The sequence below is a fragment of the Planotetraspora kaengkrachanensis genome (genome assembly GCF_016862895.1).
GTDB lineage: Bacteria > Actinomycetota > Actinomycetes > Streptosporangiales > Streptosporangiaceae > Planotetraspora > Planotetraspora kaengkrachanensis.
On the sequence record NZ_BONV01000031.1, the window covers coordinates 44,764 to 60,038 of the forward strand.

Annotated in this window: 15 protein-coding genes; 7 read left to right on the forward strand and 8 right to left on the reverse strand. The window is 67.1% G+C overall.

The window, feature by feature from the left end:
- Nucleotides 1-192 precede the first annotated feature (192 nt).
- Nucleotides 193-1,071, reverse strand: coding sequence for an alpha/beta fold hydrolase (locus Pka01_RS27790; protein WP_239115395.1), 879 nt, complete (start codon nt 1,069-1,071; stop codon nt 193-195).
- Nucleotides 1,068-2,108, reverse strand: coding sequence for a patatin-like phospholipase family protein (locus Pka01_RS27795; RefSeq protein ID WP_275414512.1), 1,041 nt, complete (start codon nt 2,106-2,108; stop codon nt 1,068-1,070). The genes Pka01_RS27790 and Pka01_RS27795 overlap by 4 nt, the downstream gene beginning before the upstream one ends.
- A gap of 82 nt (nt 2,109-2,190) precedes the next feature.
- On the opposite strand from Pka01_RS27795, the gene Pka01_RS27800 reads away from it, so the two are divergent.
- Nucleotides 2,191-2,982 (forward strand): helix-turn-helix domain-containing protein, encoded by a 792-nt coding sequence (locus Pka01_RS27800; protein WP_203885851.1) that lies wholly within the window; start codon nt 2,191-2,193, stop codon nt 2,980-2,982.
- Nucleotides 2,983-3,078: 96 nt separating this feature from the next.
- Here the strand turns inward: Pka01_RS27800 and Pka01_RS27805 are convergent, their stop codons facing one another.
- Nucleotides 3,079-5,232 (reverse strand): RCC1 domain-containing protein, encoded by a 2,154-nt coding sequence (locus tag Pka01_RS27805; protein WP_203885852.1) that lies wholly within the window; start codon nt 5,230-5,232, stop codon nt 3,079-3,081.
- An 849-nt stretch (nt 5,233-6,081) separates the two neighbouring features.
- On the opposite strand from Pka01_RS27805, the gene Pka01_RS27810 reads away from it, so the two are divergent.
- Together Pka01_RS27810 and Pka01_RS27815 are read left to right on the forward strand one after the other, a co-directional pair.
- Complete coding sequence (locus tag Pka01_RS27810) at nt 6,082-6,711, forward strand: hypothetical protein (protein ID WP_203885853.1); 630 nt, start codon at nt 6,082-6,084, stop codon at nt 6,709-6,711.
- 302 nt (nt 6,712-7,013) lie between these two features.
- On the forward strand, nt 7,014-7,835 hold the full coding sequence (locus tag Pka01_RS27815; protein ID WP_203885854.1) for a class I SAM-dependent methyltransferase: 822 nt from the start codon (nt 7,014-7,016) through the stop codon (nt 7,833-7,835).
- 56 nt (nt 7,836-7,891) lie between these two features.
- On the opposite strand, the gene Pka01_RS27820 is transcribed toward Pka01_RS27815, so the two are convergent.
- Nucleotides 7,892-8,650 (reverse strand): class I SAM-dependent methyltransferase, encoded by a 759-nt coding sequence (locus tag Pka01_RS27820; protein ID WP_203885855.1) that lies wholly within the window; start codon nt 8,648-8,650, stop codon nt 7,892-7,894.
- A 132-nt stretch (nt 8,651-8,782) separates the two neighbouring features.
- Here Pka01_RS27820 and Pka01_RS27825 point away from each other — a divergent pair, with 132 nt between their 5' ends.
- The gene (locus Pka01_RS27825) at nt 8,783-9,193 is read left to right on the forward strand and encodes a hypothetical protein (RefSeq protein WP_203885856.1); all 411 of its coding nucleotides are present in this window, start codon (nt 8,783-8,785) and stop codon (nt 9,191-9,193) included.
- A 71-nt stretch (nt 9,194-9,264) separates the two neighbouring features.
- On the opposite strand, the gene Pka01_RS27830 is transcribed toward Pka01_RS27825, so the two are convergent.
- Nucleotides 9,265-9,906, reverse strand: a complete 642-nt coding sequence (locus Pka01_RS27830; protein ID WP_203885857.1) for a hypothetical protein — start codon at nt 9,904-9,906, stop codon at nt 9,265-9,267.
- 454 nt (nt 9,907-10,360) lie between these two features.
- On the opposite strand from Pka01_RS27830, the gene Pka01_RS27835 reads away from it, so the two are divergent.
- The gene (locus Pka01_RS27835) at nt 10,361-10,930 is read left to right on the forward strand and encodes an RNA polymerase sigma factor (RefSeq protein WP_203885858.1); all 570 of its coding nucleotides are present in this window, start codon (nt 10,361-10,363) and stop codon (nt 10,928-10,930) included.
- Nucleotides 10,927-12,027 carry a hypothetical protein gene (locus Pka01_RS27840; RefSeq protein WP_203885859.1) on the forward strand — a complete coding sequence of 367 codons (1,101 nt, stop codon included), beginning with the start codon at nt 10,927-10,929 and terminating at the stop codon, nt 12,025-12,027. The genes Pka01_RS27835 and Pka01_RS27840 overlap by 4 nt, the downstream gene beginning before the upstream one ends.
- A 291-nt stretch (nt 12,028-12,318) precedes the next feature.
- On the opposite strand, the gene Pka01_RS27845 is transcribed toward Pka01_RS27840, so the two are convergent.
- The 3 genes from Pka01_RS27845 to Pka01_RS27855 all read right to left on the reverse strand — a co-directional run bounded on the left by Pka01_RS27845 (nt 12,319) and on the right by Pka01_RS27855 (nt 14,604).
- The gene (locus tag Pka01_RS27845) at nt 12,319-12,825 is read right to left on the reverse strand and encodes a hypothetical protein (RefSeq protein WP_203885860.1); all 507 of its coding nucleotides are present in this window, start codon (nt 12,823-12,825) and stop codon (nt 12,319-12,321) included.
- A gap of 277 nt (nt 12,826-13,102) precedes the next feature.
- Complete coding sequence (gene nhaA / locus Pka01_RS27850) at nt 13,103-14,338, reverse strand: Na+/H+ antiporter NhaA (protein WP_203885861.1); 1,236 nt, start codon at nt 14,336-14,338, stop codon at nt 13,103-13,105.
- Nucleotides 14,339-14,433: 95 nt separating this feature from the next.
- Nucleotides 14,434-14,604, reverse strand: coding sequence for a hypothetical protein (locus tag Pka01_RS27855; protein ID WP_203885862.1), 171 nt, complete (start codon nt 14,602-14,604; stop codon nt 14,434-14,436).
- Nucleotides 14,605-14,804: 200 nt separating this feature from the next.
- On the opposite strand from Pka01_RS27855, the gene Pka01_RS27860 reads away from it, so the two are divergent.
- Nucleotides 14,805-15,239, forward strand: coding sequence for an ester cyclase (locus tag Pka01_RS27860; protein ID WP_203885863.1), 435 nt, complete (start codon nt 14,805-14,807; stop codon nt 15,237-15,239).
- The last annotated feature ends 36 nt before the right edge of the window (nt 15,240-15,275 follow it).

A 15,275-nucleotide genomic window follows, 5' to 3' on the forward strand; every position in this document is an offset into this window, starting at 1 on the left:
CATCGTCGTCGTCCTTCGCGCCGAGTCACCGCTCGACGATCTCACCCCGTGGCGTCAGTGATGTCACGATCTCTGTGCTTGGCGGCCGACGCCCGTACTCACCCCCGGGTCCTCAGGCACTCAGCCGGCGGGGATCCACGGTGGCTCACGCCGTATACGAGTCCTGCCGGCGCTGCGACACCCCCGACTTCTTCATGCGGCGAACTCCACGATCAGCCGGGCCAGTTCGGACGGCTGGTCCTCCGGCACGAAGGCATATGAATCGGCGACCGTGACCAGTCGGGCGTCGGGCAGGGTCGCCGCGAGTCGTTCGAAGAGCCGGGCAGAGAAGATCTGGTCGTCCTCCGCGCGAACCAGCAACACCGGCTTGCCGAATCCGGACAGTGTCTCGGCGGCGGCCAGCGTGTACCTGTTGTGCACGCCAACGATGAACCGCTTGGTGTCCCTGCGAATCTGCCGGCTGTCGCGGCTTGGCCGCAGGTAGGAGTCGATGATCTCGGCGGGGATGCCGCGCTTGGCCAGCCGGCCGAACGCGGACGGCCGCCGCTGCACAATCGGCAGCCGGAGCAGTCGGCCGGCCAGACAGACCGCACCGGGTAGCCGAGCCAGCTTGGGCAGCGAGGTGAACGGATCGGGCAGGAAGTCCTCGAACGCGTCGCACGGGGTGAGCACGACACGGCCGAGCCGCTCCGGATGGTCGGCCATCAGGATCTGGGTGAGTGCGCCGCCGGTGTCGTTGGCGACCACGGTGACGTCAGTCAGGTCAAGCGCGTCGAGGAACTCCGCGATCAGCCTGGCGACTCCGGAGGGCGTCAGGTCGGCGCCGGCCGGCATGGGGATCTGGTGCGCGCCGAGCGGCCAATCCGGCGCGATGCAACACAAGCCCGCGTCCGCGACGGGCGGCACGACTTTGCGCCAGAGGTTGGCGTTGGCCAGGAGACCATGGACGAACACGACGGGCGGGCCGGAGCCGCGCTCCGTGTAGGCGACCCGGCCGCTGCGCAAGGTCACGGTCTTGCGGGTGCCAAGAGCCCTGTCGAGCATGCGGGCCTCTTCGGGGATCGATGTCACCTCGGGGCGACCCTCGTAGAGGCCTCTTCGACGCAGCGCAGTTCGTTCAAGGCCGCCTGCCGACCTGTGTCGACGGCTGCGCGAAGCAGGCGTGGGCGTCGCTCGGTACGGCCGATCTTCGCGCTGCCGATCGGTGGGCGGATCTGCAAGGCCGCGGGGTGCGACGCCAGGAGCCGCTCTTCCTCCGCTCTGATGGCCTCACGGCGCAGCCATGTCTCGAGGGCTCCCGGCGCGCGCCGGGCGAACCATCGCGACAACAACAGGCGTTCGCCGCGGGAGGGAGCCGAGGCGGTCTCGTCGGTACGTCGAGTGCGAAGCGCAACGATGTGCGTGGCCTTCTGAGCAAGTGCCGTCTGTACGGGGATCGCCTCGCTCACCCCGGCGTCGACGAACGGTCGCCCGTCGATCTCGATCGGTTCGCCGGCGAGAAGTGGCATCGCGGTCGACGCGCGGAGTGCGGCCTGCAAGCTTGCTTGGTCACGGATCTGCTCGTGCAGATCGACGGCCTGGCCTGTGAGGGCGTCTGTGGCGATCGGGTGGAATTCGACCGGGTTGTCGAGGACCTCCTGAAACCCCATCGGCAGAATCTCGGTGTACACGGTGTGGACGAGGAAACGAGTGTCCACGACCGGCTGCCTGAGCAGCGCACGCCTCGGGTCGATGGTCGTCCGCATGATGGTCGGATCCCACCATGCGTGCATGCTGCTTTCCGCGCGACCACACAGCAGCCACGCCGCGTTCAGCGCTCCCGCGGAACTGCCGTAGACGGCATCGAACATCGGCAACAGCCCCAGTTGTTCGATGGCGATCGTCATGCCGCTCGAGTACGCACCACGAGAGCTTCCGCCTTCGACCAGGAGCACCAGGCGCGCGTCGTCGCTGCGATTTCCGGGAGCGCTTCCTTGTTGCCTGCGGTCACGTAGCAACTGAAGGACAGTGGCGGTCACCGTTCCACCTTCTTTCCTGGTCGGGTTCCGTCCGTGGTGACGAGGAGCGGCATTCTCGGTTCCTTTCACGACTCGGAGGAACGTCGCCATCCTGCGCGCTCGGTGGACGCGGATGCGAATACCTGGCAGGTACTCGTTCCGACGCGTGCCGCCCCGGCTATCGTGACGTCTCGTGACAGCTACGAACGTCGGTCACCTGATCCGCCGGCAACGGGGACTGGCCCGGCGTAGCCAGATGGATCTGGCGCATGAGATCGGCATCTCGCCCCGCCACCTGAGTTTCGTCGAGCTGGGCAAGTCGAAGCCGAGTCCCGACGTGCTGATGAAGATCGCCCAGCATCTGGATCTGCCGCTGCGGGAGCGGAACGACTGGCTTCTGGCGGCCGGATACGCTCCCCGCTATCCGGAAACGCCCCTGACCGAGTCGGCTCTTTCCCGGGTCCGGGCCTCGTTGCAGGCGCTGCTGGACACGCACGACCCGTTCCCCGGCATCGCGATCGACCGGCAGTGGAATGTGCAGCTCAGCAACCACGCTGCGCGCCGACTGGTCTTTGACATCCCCGAGGACGTGCTCGGCGCGCCGGCCAACGTTTTCCGAATGGCCCTGCACCCCGCCGGACTCGCCGGCCGTACCAGAAACTTCCCGCAATGGTCCGCCTATCTGCTGCGCCGGCTCGACCGGGCCGTCGTGCGGACCCAGGACCCCTGCCTCGCCGCACTCGCCGACGAGATAGCGACCTGGCCCGCGATCCCGGAACGCCACACCTGGAGCGGCCTTTTTCCCGACGAAGCTGACGACCCGGTCTTGTCCTGGCGGCTGGAGCTCGACGGCGAGGAAGTGTCGATGTTCACCGTCCTGAGCACATTCGGGACCCCGATGGACGTTACCCTGTCCGACCTGTCAATCGAGCTGTTCTTTCCTGCCGACGAGCGAACCGAGACCGTCCTGCGCCGCCGCGCTTGAGCCGACTTCGAGGCGAACGCTCGCTGCCGCTCCGCGGTCGGGGTCCCAGGGAATCGGCGGTGTGCCGATTCCCTGGGACCTCTGGGTCCGCGGTGCTTACCGGACGGTGACGGTCTTGGTGGCGGTGGCGGGGGTGCCGACGCCGTTGGTCGCCTGCAGGGTGAAGGTGTAGGTGCCGCTCTTGCTCGGGGTTCCGGACAGGGTGCCGTGGGTGGCCAGTTGCAGGCCGGGCGGGAGCGTCCCGGAGGTTCGGGTCACCGTCGGTGCGGGATATCCGGTCGTCGGGAACTGGTAGATGAAGTACTTCCCGACCTGCGCGGCCGGTGTGGTGGCCGTGGTGAATTTGGCCGGGGCGTTGACGACGACGGTCTTGGTGACAGTGGCGGGGGTACCGACGCCGTTCGTCGCCTGCAGGGTGAAGCTGTAGGTGCCCCCCTGGGAGGGGGTTCCGGACAGGATGCCGCTGGTGGCCAATGTCAGGCCGGGCGGGAGCGTCCCGGAGGCCCGGGTCACCGTCGGTGCGGGGGTCCCGGTGGCGGCGAACTGGTAGCTGAAGGACTTCCCGACCTGCGCGGCCGGTGCGGTGGCCGTGGCGAATTTGGCCGGGGCATTGACGACGACGGTCTTGGTGACAGTGGCGGGGGTACCGACGCCGTTCGTCGCCTGCAGGGTGAAGCTGTAGGTGCCCCCCTGGGAGGGGGTTCCGGACAGGGAGCCGTCGGTGTCCAGCACAAGGCCCGGCGGAAGCGTCCCGGAGGCCAGGCTGACCTTCGGCGTGGGTGATCCGGTCGCCGCGAATCTGTAGGCGTAATGGTCACCGGCGATCGCAGTCGGTGGGTTCCCCGCAGTGAAATCCGCCGGAGCGGTGGTGATGGTCGCCGAGGCGTCCGCGGTTCCGAAGTCGTTGGTGGCGGTGACCTGGCAGGCGACCTGATGGCCGGCGTCCCCCGTAACTGGAGTGAATGTGGCGGTGGTCTCTCCAGGGACCACTGCTCCGTCCCACAGCCAGGTGTAACTCACGGAGGTGGCACTGATGAATGGGGCCTCGCAGGTCAGCTTGCTCCCGCCGTCGCCAGTGATCGTCGCTTCAGTGGTCGGCTCCGGCGGCCCCGCCTTCGCCAGCGTGTGGTAGCCCCCGGCCGAAATCTCCGTGACTGAACTCAGCCCTGGCACGGTGGCCGGTGTGGCGCGGTTGGTGGTGCTGCCGTCGCCGAGCTGTCCGGAGGCGTTGTGGCCCCACGCCGCCACGCTGCCGTCCGAGCGCACCGCGACACTGTGGTGGTAGCCCGCGCTCACCCGGGCGACGTCGCTCAGCCCTGACACGGTGACAGGAGTAGGGCGCCTGGTGGTGGTGCCGTCCCCGACCTCTCCGAAGGCGTTGTCGCCCCACGCCGCCACGGTGCCGTCCGAACGCACCGCGAGACTGTTCTCATCGCCGGCGGCGATCTGGGTCACCTTGGTCAGGCCACGGACCACCGCCGGGGTGGCGCGGTAAACGACGGCGGTGCCGTCACCGAGCTGTTGCACGAGGTTGTTGCCCCAGGCCGCCACGGTGCCGTCCGAGCGCAACGCAAGACCGTAGGTCTCGCCGGCGGCGATCTGGGTCACGTCGGTCAGGTCGTGGACCTCCACCGGGGTGGTGCGCTTGGTGGTCGTGCCGTCCCCGAGCTCACCAACGTAGTTGTCGCCCCACGCCGCCACGGCGCCATCCGAGCGCAACGCAAGACTGTAGGACTGACCGGCGGCGATCTGTGTCACCCCGGTCAACCCGATCACCTGTGCGGGGGTCGCGCGGCTGGTGGTGGTGCCGTCCCCGAGCTCGCCACTGGTGTTGTCGCCCCACGCCCACACGGTGCCGTCCGCACGCAGCCCGAGACTATGGTTCCACCCCGCAGCCACCTGCACCATGTCTGTCAGTCCAGGCACCTGAACCGGCGTCGGCACCGGGCTGCGGGTATCCGTCCCGTCGCCCAGCGCTCCTTCCCTGTTGTCGCCCCACGCCCACACGGTGCCATCCGTACGCACCGCCAGAGAGTGGTAGAAGCCGGCGCTGACCTGAGCCACCTGGCTCAGGTCAGACAGAGCGACCGGCGAGGGCCGGCTGGCCGTCGACCCGTTGCCCAGCTCCCCCTCACTGGCCCGTCCCCACGCATACGTCTGGGAGGAGCCGCTGGAGGCGGCCGCCGACACCGCCACAGCGGGAGCGCTCACGGCCAGCACGGCACCGGCCGCCACGACACGCACCCCCATGCCTGGCCTCCACCGTCTCCGTCGTCCACGACGGGTCGACTCGGCACGAGGAGAGTCGGGTGAAGCCTCGGACACTAACTCAGTCACGCGATGCAGTCCTTCATGCTCGGAACAGCCGATGGTGTTTCGCTGTGGTCGTTCCTCGTCTTCCGGACCCGCCGTCCACCGGATCGGTGTCCAGGAGACGCGGCCCCGTTCCGGTGACCGCGACCGACGCACAAGGCGGGCGGTCGAGACCGGCTCCGGATGGAGATCACCTCGCGAACCAGTCCGCATTATGATCTATCGACGCCTTGGGGCGATATGCGATTTACGTGACTAATAGGGAAAATGTGATCATTCGTCCCTGAGTGGGGACTTGCGGGATCGACCACCGCCGAACTGCAGGGTGCAGCCATGCCTCGCCCAACACCACGCGCACGCGCGACCGTCCAGTTCGGCCATCCACAACCAGTCGGTGATCCGGGCGACGTCGGCGCGGAACTCGGTGACGAGGTGCGAACGCCTCGCGGTTGGTCGCCGCTGGATCATCCCGCCTCACCGGCCCGCACCGAGCCGAAGGCGCCAACGGTAGACAGGTTCACTGGCGGGCAATCACCCGTATTCGACGGCCGAAAATCGGACATGAGTCGATATTCCTATTAAATGGATTTCAATCGCGGTGCAGCTCAATAAGACGATAAACACAATGGCAATAGAGACTGTCCGCCAGTTTATGGCGTGAGAGGCGGGGAAATCAAGGACAATGCCGCCCGCGAGACGCGACGCCCGCCCGGGTGCGAAATCTTTCGATTAACTTACGAAATCACAGCGCGTCAGGGCCGCATCCTTTCAAGGGGGAAATCGAAATTGCCGAAGCGCAACAATTTTGTCCTGCTTTCCATGATCAGCGCCGTCCTGACCGGCGGCGTCGTCGCGCTGGGTGGTGCTGTCACCACCACCTCCGCCGATGCGGCCATCGAAGGCACATCTGACCGCTCAGTCGTTCGCCACGATGACCGCCACGCGTCTTCCACCCCAGGTCACGGAAGGAACAAGAACCACAACGCGAACACGGACAGACAGCGTCAGCACGACCGCCAGCACGAGCACCAGCGCCAGCACCTGATGCGCGACTTCGCCACGACCGTGACACCGCTCCAGAAGAGCGACACGCAAGCAGACGCGTCCCAGAACTCCAGCGGCCCCAAGGGCGAGCAGGGGCCACCCGGTCGGCCGGGGGTCTCCGGCTATGAGGAGGTGCTGGGGCCGCCGGTCACATGCGCCCCTAATACCCTCTGCGACATTGCGATCGCGACATGCTCCGCAGGTAAGCAGCCAGTCGGCGGTGGCTATACCTATGATCCGTTCGGGCCGACCGTACCCACCATCCTCGACACGAACAGGCCGGGGGACAACACGTGGCGGGTGGGGCTATCAAACTTGAGCACGACCACTATCACCATCTTCCCGAGAGTGAGATGCGCCTACATCTCGTGACCCTCTCGGACAATTGCACGGCAAGCAGGCCGTTCACGATCGGCGATGATTCCGGAATGCCATCAAGCATTCCATCTCATCCATGATCCGATGAAGAGGCGCCCCCGATGAAGATCAGGGGCGCCTCCTCTTGCTCCCCTAGGCATGGGCGATTGATTGGGGCTGAAAGTCGGAGTTTCAGGGTGCTGCGCGACGTCTGAAGGGCGCTGTGGATGGGCCGGAATGGGCGTATATTCCCGGCGACCGGTTGAAGATTCCGAGCACGGCTGACGTGCCGACGTCGGCCGGGAAGGCACGGCTCGATGATTTCCGCCGACATCGCCGCGGCGAGTGCGTACTGGACGGCCGCGGTGCGCGCCCGCGAGACGGCTCGCCCCGACCATCTGTTCCGGGATCCGTGGGCGAGCGCCCTCGCCGGCGAGCGCGGCCGGGAGTTGTTGCGGCGCAAGGAGGAACGTGACCGGCGTGAAGACGTGCTGCTTCCACTGCGTACCCGCTGGTTCGACGACGCTGTCACCGCCGAGCTGACGCGGCAGACCGGTCAACTGGTCGAACTCGGCTCCGGCCTGGACACACGTCCCTACCGGCTGCAACTGCCCGCCGGTACACGTGCATTCGAGGTCGATCAGTCGTCGGTGCTACGGCACAAGGTAGCGGTGATGGCCACGATGCCGACGCTGCACCGGAGCGTCACCGATGTCGCCATCGACCTGGGCGGCGACTGGTCACCGGATCTGGTCGACGCCGGGTTCGAGCCGCTTCGGCGTACGGTGTGGGTGGCCGAAGGACTGCTGATGTACCTCGACCACGGCGCCGCGACTCGGCTGCTGCGCACTGCCGCCAGCCTGTCCGCCCCAGGAAGCGTGCTCGTTCTCGACACCCTCGCACGATCAACCCCGCCCACCGGACAGACCGCCGACACTGGCGCGAAATTCATGCCTGACGATCTACCGTCTCTGCTCGCCACGTATCACTGGACCCAGCGTGAGCACACGACGATCGCCGGGCCCGCGCGCGCCTACGGCCGGATACCCGATCAACCGCGATCCGGCGAGAAGCCGGCCGACTTCACCTACCTCCTCGTCATCGCCGACCTCACTCCCGCCGAGGGCCATCGGCGTTAGTCCTCGATCCACGGGGTCTTGACGATCGCCCCTGCCGGGCCAGGGCTTACGCGGCACTAACACCGTTCGAGCGTGAGCAGCGGCTCAGCGAACACCGGCGCTGGTGCGCCGGGATTCGCGGCGACAACCTGCTCCAGGCGGTGGAAGCCGGTCTCCAACTCGTCGGGAGTGAGGTGAGCGAAGAACGAAAGGGTGCGCAGGCGCAGCCGTTCGAGCATGTCAGCGCGGGTGCCGGAGGACGGCTCGGTAACCGTGCCGAAGCCGGCGACGCGCCAGCCGGCCGAGGTGAACATCGCGATGACCTCGTGCAGCGGCTGGAACAGTGAGGTGTCCACCTCAAGGCCACGGGGGAAGTGCTCCAGCCACCACGGCCTGGGATGGTGGTCGCTGAAATTCGCGCGCAGTAACAGCCGCCCGGCGGGCCTGAGCACCCTGGCCAGTTCCCGAGCCGCCCGCGGCTTGTCCTGGACGTGGTGCCAGGACAAGAACATGAGCGCGTAGTCGGCGCTGCCGGACGGCACCGGCATGTCCTCAGCGGAGCCTGCCAGATACCGCGCGCCGGGATGCTGGGACTGCGCCAGCGCCATCTCGCGCATGCGGACCGACGGCTCGACGCCGGTGACCGGCCCGAACGCTCGCGCCAGCGCGGGGGTGAACCTGCCGGTCCCTGAGCCGACGTCCAGCCCCGCCAGCGGACGCTGGTCGGGTAGCACCGCCCTGAAGGCACTGATCCATGTCTGCAGTTGCTGCTCGGTGAGCGCACGGCCACGTGCGTAGTCCTGGTACTGCTCCGTGTCGTAGTCGATCCGCCTCATCGCGGCTCCCTCGCCGGCCGGGCTACGGCAAACCCTGAACCGATGTATTCAGCTGATATATCGGCACGATATGTTGCGTCGGACCATGCGGCAAGGGGGCATCGATCGCCAGGGGTGTGCGACCCTCTGGGAGTGCGTGGCGTCTTCCTCTTCCCCGACATCGAGCAGGCCGCCGTCGTCGCCCTGCTTGACGAACGGTCTCCTGGTCAGAGGCATCCGTGGTTCGCGGACGGATGTCTGTACGTGTGGCTGACAACTGAGGACCTGTACCTGGACTGGGAGCCGGAGACAGTAGGGAGTCTGACTCGGGCCTGTGGACGACTACCTGAATGGATGCTTGAAGTCGAGGTCTCAGGCCGAGTCGACGGGACGGCCGAGGTGCGCCGTCTGACATCGGCGCTGCTCGCTCAGGGCGGCATAGCGATGGACGACTACTCCGACCATCCGTGGACCGCAGAAGAGGTGGCTGACGACACAGCGGCAGGCGGTCTGCGCTTCTTCGACTTCAGAACCGACTACGAACGGACCGCGTTCCCTCGTTAGCAGGGACCCGGCGCCGTGCGCGCTTCTCCGTGCCGATCTTGCAACCGCGCGGATTCCCGAAAGGCGATCGCTTACAGCCGGGCCTGCGCCTCCTGGACGTGGCGCAACATTCCGTGAGCGCCTGCGGCTTCGGCGATCGAGCCGGCCTCGACAAGAAGTTCCAGCGCCTCGTCGCGGCAGCCTTGCCCGGCGGTGACGTAGGCCAGTCCGACCAGGTTGGCGGCGACGCCGGGAAGGAAACCGACCTCGCGGCGGAGCCGTGTCGACTCCTCCAGGCGTTCCCGTGCCGACTCCAGGCGGCCCGCCCGTTGATCCGCAATGCCCAGGTGCCGAAGGGCGTAGGACGCGGTCAGGTGGTCGCCGGCGTGCACCGCTTTCTCGTGGGACTGTGCCAGCACGGGAACCGCGGCGGCGTCGTCGTTCCGTACGACCTGATGGAAACACCCGATCCAGAACAGGGCCTCCGCCTCACCGCGCAGGTCACCGAGGTTCCGGTAGAGCCCGGCCGCGCGCTCGAACAGGGTCAGCTCATGAGGGTCCTCGTGTCCGTCGTCCAGGAACCGCGCGTGCACGATACGGCCCCGAGCAAGGGCGAGGTCTGCCTCCACCGCGTCCAACTCCCGCTCGGCCGCCGTCATGGCTTCGCTGTCGCCCCCGAAGACTGCTCGCTCGTAGAGGAACCTGGCCTGCTCGATTCTGTCGTCTGCGCTCATCTCGCCCCTCACCGCGGTAGTGCGACTGGTCGAACCGTAGAAGATCGAAACGGCGCACGCACGTGAATGTCCACTGCACACCGCTCATGGAAGAGATCGGCCCTATGTGACGAAGGTCATGGTTGTGGGGGTTCCGCCTCGGCCGACGCCTCCGCCCAGCCTTCCGTGAAGTTGTCACGCTATGTTGGTTCGAACCCAATACCCCCCACCACCTGCGAAAACGGACTGCCTGGCGGTGGATGCACGGCTACGCGGGCCGCTCTTGCCCGTCCCGCTGTGTGTCGCCCTGTGGCGCCGTGGACCGGTGGGTTGCGGGATCGGGCAATCCCCCTTCCCAGAGCGGCATCCCCAGGCCGATGGCTCCCGTCCGCGCATCGCCCTTCTCGGCTCTGAACGCTTTGGGGGGCGAATCGACAATCCCAGGTTGGAAGGCAAGGCAGAGTCGAGGAAGGTCATGACGACAGATGCAGAACTGATCGGCAGATCGCTGGCCGGAGACAAAGAAGCCTTTGTGGAGGTGATCATCCGCCACGAGGGTGCTGTCGGGGCTTACCTCGCGCGGCGTGTGGGGCGTGAGGCGGCCGAGGACCTCCTCGGCGACGTGTGGGTGGCGGCCTTCGAGTCCCGGCGGACCTACGACCGGTCGTTCCCCGAAGCGCGGCCGTGGCTGTACGGGGTGGCCCTGAACAGGCTGCGGCATTACTGGCGGTCCCGGCCCGCCGAGGATCTCGTACCCGACGTGACGAGCATGGCGAACGGGTGGGACCCCTGGCCGGCGGTGGACGCCCGCGTGGACACCCAGGCGGTGCTGCGGGCGGCCCTGGACAAGCTCAGGCCGGAGGAGCGAGAGGTGCTGACCCTGGTCGCCTGGGAGGACCTGACCGTCGCCGACGCCGCGCGGGCGCTCCGAATGCCTGCGGGGACGGCACGCCGCCTGCTGCACCAGGCCCGGATGGCGCTGCGGAACGCGCCCGAAGTGGCCGCGCTATTGACCGATCTCAACAGTGTGAAGGAAAGCAAGTGATCGTGGACGAGATGGACCTGGTCAGTCAGCTGAAGAGTGCCGCACCCCTGCGGCCCGAGACGTACGAGCGAGCGCGGATGACACTGCGAGGGGCGATGGCCGAGTCCGAGCCCGCACAGGTGCAGGAGATGGCTCCGGTGACTGCGGCGGCTCCGAAGCGGAGGGGAAGGTTGGCCGGGGGGCGTAACCGCCGCCTGGGCATGCTGAGCAAGGTCACCATCGGTGCCGGCATCGGCGCGCTCGCGGCGGCGGCGGCCATCGTGGTCGTCGCTCCGTCGGCGCCCCAGCCCGCGGCGCCGGCCGGATCGACCTCCCAGGCCCCCACGGGCAACATCAAGCTGGTCTCCCTGGTGACCGAAATCAAGGCGAGCGAGGGCTCCCTGTCGGGAGACGCGTCGCTGGTCGTCAACACCCAGACCATTGCCGGCAGGTCGCCGTACGTCCTTTACAGCCTGTACACCGACAGCGGCGAGTACTACGTGACCGACACACAGAGCGCCCTCCCAGGGGCGATCGCCGGTCATGACAACCTCGCCGAGGACGTGAACGCCCGTGAGGTGGCGGCGGCCCGCGCCGCCGCGACCGGTGACCTCGACGCCGCCAGGAAGCAGATGATCAACGCCACGCCGAACCCGTTCGGGCTGGGCCTCAGCCCCGCCGAGCAGAAGGCGGCATGGGACAAGGCCCTGGCCGAGGAGGCGCGCATCCTGAAGCAGAAGGGGGTCACGACGCCTCCGAAGCAGCCCACCGGGAAGGACCTGCAGAACCTCATCAACAACCACCTCTGGATCAACAGCGTCGACGCGTTGGCCCGCGGGGCGGCCAACCCGAAGATCCGGGCGGGCGTGCTCCGCCTGATTTCCACCATTCCCGCCGTCACCGTCAAGGATTCGACGACCGACGGGAAGCCCACGCTGACCCTCACGGCGGGACGGGCACTGTTCCAGGGCAGCGACGTCCAGGTGCTGACGATCGACGCCAAGACCGGAATGCCGATCCGCTCCGAGGTCGGCGCCCCGGGGAAGAAGGCGTCGTCCGTGACCACCTTCGAGTCCTCCCGGGTCACGGTGGCCGACGTCAAGGCCGGCAAGTTCTGATCCGCACTCGGCGCCCAGGACTCGACCGGGCTTGACCGTGCGGGCCGCCCTTACCGGGGTGGGGCGGCCCGCATCGGTCACGTCGTCGTGGCGGTCGTGCCGCTCACGGCTGGCACCGGCCCTGCACCCGCTCCACACGAAAGGCCCAGGTCAGGGATGAATTCCCGACCTGGGCCTTGACGTTTTCGCGCTGTTGTCGCGCCTTGTCCACGCCGAACCGGGGCGGACGGCTCGCTGGTGCGGTCGGCATCGCGATATCCGCCCTGGTCCGTCACTTCACCGATTTCACCATCAGCCCATGACAGGCAGTGGCGCCCACGGGCTGCAGCCGAGAATGGGACCCGACGTCGGGATTGGAACCGCGTCGATGGTGCAGTCCGTCTTGAAAATACCGCCCGCAGTCCGAGCGGTGATCCTCGCGATCTGGGGCCCAGTCGCACCGGTGGTGAGCTGACCGACGGTGATGTTCTGCACGTAACCGCCCGCGCTGTTCGCCACGTTTCGGAGGTTGGCCCATCCCGTCCGCGGGTCCCTGACGAACGGGACACCGTTGTTCGCCGACACCAGCAAAAGGAGAGAGCTGGTCCCGTTGCCGGTGAACGCGGTCGGCAGATTGGAGATGTCGTCTCCGTCGAGCCACGGACCGCCGGCCACATGGGGGTCCGTCATGGTGGTGGAGGCGCTGGCGGCGGCCACACCGGAGAATCCGAACGCTCCGCAGGCCGCCAGTGCGACCGCCGAGATCAGCACACGACCCGTGCGGGAACCGAAGGCCGAGCTGCTCTTGCGAGAAATCAATTGATTTCCCTCCATGGTGAGAATCGAATTTTCGCCACCGCGCGAAAGCGATGCGGTCCAGGGATACCCGCACCAATAAACATGGACACCAGGGGTGAATATTCTATTCCGGCAAACAGATACCACGCCAAGACAAAGTCGCCCGGTCGTTTCCGGAACTCACCGACCTCGCGGCATTCACACTCTTGACGACACTCCGTGGCATTCCGCGATGATAAATCAACCCAAATGATCCCACCATTTCCGACCTTGCGCGAAAAACGGACATTTGAATCATTTATTTATGTGAGTGTATATCTGTGCAACGGTGACATGTCGCCGCATGCGTTTCGACGTTGCGCCGGTGGTGGCGGTCCCGTACGCCCAACAGGAGTGCGGCGAGCACAGCTGCGATGGCGGAGGCGAGCAGGACGGCGCCTTTGGCGTTGCCCAGGGTGGTCGCATCCGTGAAGGACAGCTCGCTGATCAGCAACGAGACGGTGAAGCCGATGCCGCCGAGTAGTCCGATGCCGGCGATGTCAGGCCAGCTCAGCCCCGGATTCAGCTCGGCGCGGGTGATGCGGGCGGTCAGCCACGTTCCGCCGAAGATGCCGACCGCTTTCCCGCCGATCAGGCCGCCCAGGATTCCCCAGGTGATCGTGCTGGACCAGATGCCGCCCGCCCCCTCCAAGGAGATCCCGGCGGACATGAGAGCGAACGCCGGCAGAGCCAGCCCCGCCACGACCGGCCGCAAGGCGATCTCGGCCCGATGCGACGGGCTCACCGGTTCGCCGGGGCGGGGTGTGGTGCGCATCAGCGTGCCCATCGCGACCCCGGCGATCGTGGCGTGAACGCCTGAGGCGTGAGTCAGCGTCCAGATGCCAGCCGCCAGCGGCCCGTAGACCACCCATCGAGGCACGCCGGCGCATGACCGGCTGTTTTGCAGGTATCCGAACACCGCCAAGCCCAGGACGGTCCCGCCCAAGGCCACAGGGGCCAGACCTGCCGTGTGGGACACGGCGATGATGATGACCGCGCACATGTCGTCGACGGTCGCCATTGTGAGCAGGAACGTACGCAGCGGCGAGGGCAGGTGGCGGCCGACGACAGCCAAAACGGCGACGGCGAAAGCGGCGTCGGTGGCCATGGGGACACCCCACCCGCTGATCGGCTGGGAGCGAAGGACGTTGACGGCCACGAAGACGGCAACGGGGATCAGCACACCGCTGAGGGCCGCGACGATGGGCAGGATCGCATGGCGTGGATGACGGAGTGCGCCGTGGACGATTTCCCGCTTGAGCTCGTTGCCGACGATGAAGAAGAACAGCGTCAGCAACCCGTCCGACGTCCAGGCGTGCAGGGGTAAGTTGACGTGCAGCGAAGTGGGGCCGAAGGTGAACGAGCGCAGCGACTCATAAGCCGGGGACAGGGGCGAGTTCGCCCACACCAGCGCCACGACGGCAGCGCCGATCAACAGTGAACCGCTGACCGCGTCCGAGCGCAGCGCAGCGGTCATCCGCGCGAAGGCAGACATGAGAAGAACTCCGGGAACGGCGCGACGGCACCAGGGCGATCATCGCGGAAGGCAGGCGGAACGACGGCAGGTGTCCCGCTCAACGCAGAGCGGGCTCAGGCACCTTGCGGAATGCAGACGTTCACCTGCGCGCCCCACGTGCTGACATAGCCGTTCGTGCCGATCGGCCGCCACTCGAGCGGCGCCGGCACCGGGCGCTCACCACAGCGCGGTTCCATGCAAAGGCGGGAAGCGGACCGCGGGACGGGAAACGACGCGCGAATCATGCCCCGCTCCCTCCTCACGTGCGACTGCATGCACAGCGGAACCACACTAACAATCCGTCCACCTGGGGCTGTCCTCGCCATCGGGCCGGCGACGGCGGGCAGGGAGCCCGGTTCAACGAGCACCTCGGACTGAGGCGGTTCCGTCCGTCCCGATAGCCTGATCTGTGGGTGACCCAGACCGCAAGGAAGGGGTCTCGCGCATGTCGAACGTGACCAACGTGACGGACGACCTGATCAATGCGATGAACGCGCACGATCTGGAGGCCGCCCTGCGGTGCTACACCGACGGAGCCGTCTACGTGTCGCCGGTCGGAGTGGGTGAGGGCCGCGACGAGATCGCCTCGTTCCTGGGCGCGTTCCTCACCGGCTTCCCCGACGTTTGCTGGACGCCGTGGAACTCGATCGTCGTCTGCGGCAACCTCGTGATCACGCAGTGGGCCATCACCGGCACTCACAGAGGCCCGTTCACGATGCCCAACGGCGAGACCATCGAGGCCACCGGCCGTTCCGTCAACATACGCGGGTGCTCATTACGCACCATGGACGGCGAGCGCATCGCCGTCCACTGCATCTTCTACGACCAACTCGAGCTGTATGCACAGCTCGGCGCCGAACTCGTCTTCAAAGGTCCCTGATCACCGTCCGCAGGGCCTTGCCTCAGGCCGAGGGCA